The organism is Phaeodactylibacter xiamenensis, assembly GCF_000759025.1.
Lineage (GTDB): Bacteria > Bacteroidota > Bacteroidia > Chitinophagales > Saprospiraceae > Phaeodactylibacter > Phaeodactylibacter xiamenensis.
This window is the reverse complement of the sequence record NZ_JPOS01000042.1, coordinates 1-3,630: the sequence shown is the minus strand read 5'-3', so window position 1 is coordinate 3,630 and position 3,630 is coordinate 1. Positions and strand designations below refer to the sequence as shown.

General features: G+C 51.8%; 1 protein-coding gene. It reads right to left on the bottom strand.

Annotated elements, in window-relative coordinates; genetic code table 11:
• The coding region (locus IX84_RS18125; protein WP_044223944.1) for an FG-GAP-like repeat-containing protein at positions 1–3,630 on the bottom strand (3,630 nt) is incomplete at both ends.

The following is a 3,630-nucleotide window of genomic DNA, read 5'->3' as shown; positions in this document are numbered from 1 at the left end:
ATAATACATCCGCGTCGCCATCACCGTCCAAATCCATGGCGTATACGGACCTGGCAACATCCACTGATGTCGTTATGACCTGCTGCGCACCAAAATTACCGCTGCCGTCATTCTCGTACCACGCTATCTTATTATCACCATATGAGGCCGATAATAAATCCGCGTCGCCATCACCGTCCAAATCCATGGCGTATACGGACCAAGCACCATCCGCTGATGTCGTTATGACCTGCTGCGCACCAAAATTGCCGCTGCCGTCATTCTCGTACCACGCTATCTTATCATCATCTAATGAGGTCGATAATACATCCGCGTCGCCATCACCGTCCAAATCCATGGCGTATACGGACTTGGCAACATCCGCTGATGTCGTTATGGTATTGGACGTAAAGCCCGGATCAGCACAAGGCACAGCGCAGGGTGGGCAATTGCTGCCGCCGCAATCGACTCCCGTTTCATCCCCATTCTGAATACCATCAGAACAATTTGGCGGTGCCCCATTCACCGTCACAGTCGCTAAGCAGCTATTTAAATTGCCGGCAGCATCCTCTGCGGTCAGTATGACCTGATTTTGCCCGATGTCCGCGCTGGAAAATTGGGTTATATCAAGGGTCAGGCCAGCCACTCCACAATTATCGGTGGAACCACCGTCTACATCCTGTGGAGAGACACTGGCCATACCCGAACCATCCAGGTCTATGCTTAAATCCTGACAAACCGCAGAGGGTAGCAAGTCATCAATGAGCGTTACAGCAGCCATACAGGTTCCTGATCCCGTTGCGGGGTTTCCATCTCCTACTTCCAGCTGCACCATCACCTCAGGTGCATCGCTACAAGTGAACTGGGATTGGTCAAGAGCGTAGTTTAGCACGGTTGCACAATCGTCTGTGGAGCCACCGTCTACATCCTGTGGGTTGATGGATGCCTGACCGGATGCATCAAAAAATACAGTGGTATTCGCACACAATGCATCGGGAGGGCTAGTGTCGGCTGTGTAGATCAACTCAGATGCAGTTACCGCATTCAGGCAGGCTACTTCTTCAACGCTTAAATCACATGGGCCCGCATCGGCTAATGCAATATTGACTTGATGTGTCATACCGGTCGGCGTACCTTCCAAATCAATAAATGTAACCGTCGCACCGGCAGGGACATTAAAGAAAGTCGTTGCCCCAACACTGATATTGTAGAATGCTCCGCAGTCGTCTGTTAGGGTTACGTCGAAACCTCCAGCATCATTGCCCTGGCAGTCCGGCTGAACCACATTGCTTATAATGATCTCCGGTAATGGATCTCTGATCTCTGTGCCGTCAATAACGCCTGTAGTGTTGGCCCCGCAGCTACTTGTAATGGTGTACTCATAATCTGTCCCTGGCTGAAGGGTACCGGCAGGGATCGTTAATTCAGATGTAGTAAGACCGGTATAACTGGTGAACTCCTGACCATTCGTATCCATTGTTACTGAATAGGATTGGACCAGCGTATCCGGGTCGGTAATGTCCCAATGCAGGACAACCTCTCCGCCACAATCGTAAGTTATCGTTATGTTTTCTGGTGTGGGGCAGGGGGCTACACAGTCATTTTCATACCACGCTATCTTATCATCATTTAATGAGGCCGATAATACATCCGCATCGCCATCACCGTCCAAATCCATGGCGTATACGGACCTGGCAGCACCATACGATAATATCGTTATGACCTGCTGCGCACCAAAATTGCCGCTGCCGTCATTCTCGTACCACGCTATCTTATTATCAAGCGAAGAGGCTGATAAAACGTCCGCATCGCCATCACCGTCCAAATCCATGGCGTATACGGACCTGGCACCTTCCACTGATGTCGTTATGACCTGCTGCGCACCAAAATTGCCGCTGCCGTCATTCTCGTACCACGCTATCTTATTATCAGAGGCTGATAATACATCCACGTCGCCATCACCGTCCAAATCCATGGCGTATACGGACCTGATACCATTCGCTGATGTCGTTATGACCTGCTGCGCACCAAAATTGCCGCTGCCGTCATTCTCGTACCACGCTATCTTATCATCAAGCGAAGAGGCTGATAATACATCCGCATCGCCATCACCGTCCAAATCCATGGCGTATACGGAACTGGCACCATCCGCTGATGTCGTTATGACCTGCTGCGCACCAAAATTGCCGCTGCCGTCATTCTCGTACCACGCTATCTTATCATCAAGCGAAGAGGCTGATAATACATCCGCATCGCCATCACCGTCCAAATCCATGGCGTATACGGAACCGGCACCATCCGCTGATGTCGTTATGACCTGCTGCGCACCAAAATTGCCGCTGCCGTCATTCTCGTACCACGCTATCTTATCATCAGTCGAAGAGGCTGATAAAACGTCCGCATCGCCATCACCGTCCAAATCCATGGCGTATACGGACCTGGCACTATTCGCTGATGTCGTTATGACCTGCTGCGCACCAAAATTGCCGCTGCCGTCATTCTCGTACCACGCTATCTTATCATCATACGAAGAGGCCGATAATACATCCGCGTCGCCATCACCGTCCAAATCCATGGCGTATACGGACCTGGCACCATCCGCTGATGTCGTTATGACCTGCTGCGCACCAAAATTGCCGCTGCCGTCATTCTCGTACCACGCTATATTATCATCAACCGAAGAGGCTGATAATACATCCGCGTCGCCATCACCGTCCAAATCCATGGCGTATACGGACCTGGCACCATTCGCTGATGTCGTTATGACCTGCTGCGCACCAAAATTGCCGCTGCCGTCATTCTCGTACCACGCTATCTTATCATCAACCGAAGAGGCCGATAATACATCCGCGTCGCCATCACCGTCCAAATCCATGGCGTATACGGACCAAGCACCATCCGCTGATGTCGTTATGACCTGCTGCGCACCAAAATTGCCGCTGCCGTCATTCTCGTACCACGCTATCTTATCATCCCACGAAGAGGCCGATAATACATCCGCGTCGCCATCACCGTCCAAATCCATGGCGTATACGGACCAAGCACCTTCCGCTGATGTCGTTATGACCTGCTGCGCACCAAAATTGCCGCTGCCATCATTCTCGTACCACGCTATCTTATAATCATTAAAAGAGGCCGATAATACATCCGCGTCGCCATCACCGTCCAAATCCATGGCGTATACGGACCTGGCACTATTCGCTGATGTCGTTATGACCTGCTGCGCACCAAAATTGCCGCTGCCGTCATTCTCGTACCACGCTATCTTATCATCACTATATGAGGCCGATAATACATCCGCGTCGCCATCACCGTCCAAATCCATGGCGTATACGGACCAAGCACCATCCGCTGATGTCGTTATGGTATTGGACGTAAAGCCCGGATCGGCACAAGGCACAGCACAGGGTGGGCAATGGCTTCCGCCGCAGTCTACGCCGGTCTCATCGCCGTTTTGGATGCCGTCATTGCAGGTAGGCGTTACGGGGGTGCCGCAGGCGGTAGAGTTCAGCAGGCTGGCACGGGCGCCACCGGGCTCAAACAAAGCCCGCATACGGGCAGTCTGGCCTTGCGTGAAGAGGTTCATACAGCCATCATCGGAGTAGTCCATGTAGTTTTGGAACATGTCAGGAAGATCACCGGTACCTCCAT